The following is a 499-nucleotide window of genomic DNA, read 5'->3' as shown; positions in this document are numbered from 1 at the left end:
TGGTCAACTGGAAAGGTTTAGAATGTGTGTGTGTTCGCATTCAGAAGGGTTCAATTCTCTTCCCAGTTACGAGAAATCAAGCGCAAGCGGATTCGTTACGGCGACGTATATGCCGATAGAATTTTACTGTTTTTAACAAGAGGGCAATCGAAGGAAAGACTTGCCCTCTTTCAACCCAATCAATGAGTCAACAGATAGACATACAGCCAACGGTTTTTAAAGGTTCCCTTGAAAGGAGTTTTTTTGATATGATCGACAAAAAAGCGACCTATCACGCAGGAAAAGATAAGATGGAAACCTATCAAAAAGAGCGCAAAAAAGGCGACAAGCGAGTAACGCCGTACACCCATGATTTATTTCACGCCATCATTCGAGCCGTAGCGCCCACGATGGAAGACATCAAAAAGCATCAACGAGAGCTGTACGAGGAATGTCGAGCAACAGGACAGTATTTTTGTTTTACCACCATTCCAAGTTTGCAAACGATGTTAAACGACAC

The 499-nt window shown here is 42.9% G+C and carries 1 protein-coding gene; it reads left to right on the top strand.

The genetic code is table 11. From position 1 onward, the window contains the following. Positions 1 to 182: 182 nt before the first annotated feature. The coding region (locus tag CG11_RS26425) for a hypothetical protein (RefSeq protein ID WP_052599915.1) at positions 183 to 499 on the top strand (317 nt) is incomplete at its 3' end.

It is taken from the genome of Aureispira sp. CCB-QB1, assembly GCF_000724545.1.
In the GTDB taxonomy this organism is placed as follows: domain Bacteria; phylum Bacteroidota; class Bacteroidia; order Chitinophagales; family Saprospiraceae; genus Aureispira.
Note: the sequence above shows the minus strand (reverse complement) of the source record. Positions and strands in the feature narration are given on the sequence as shown.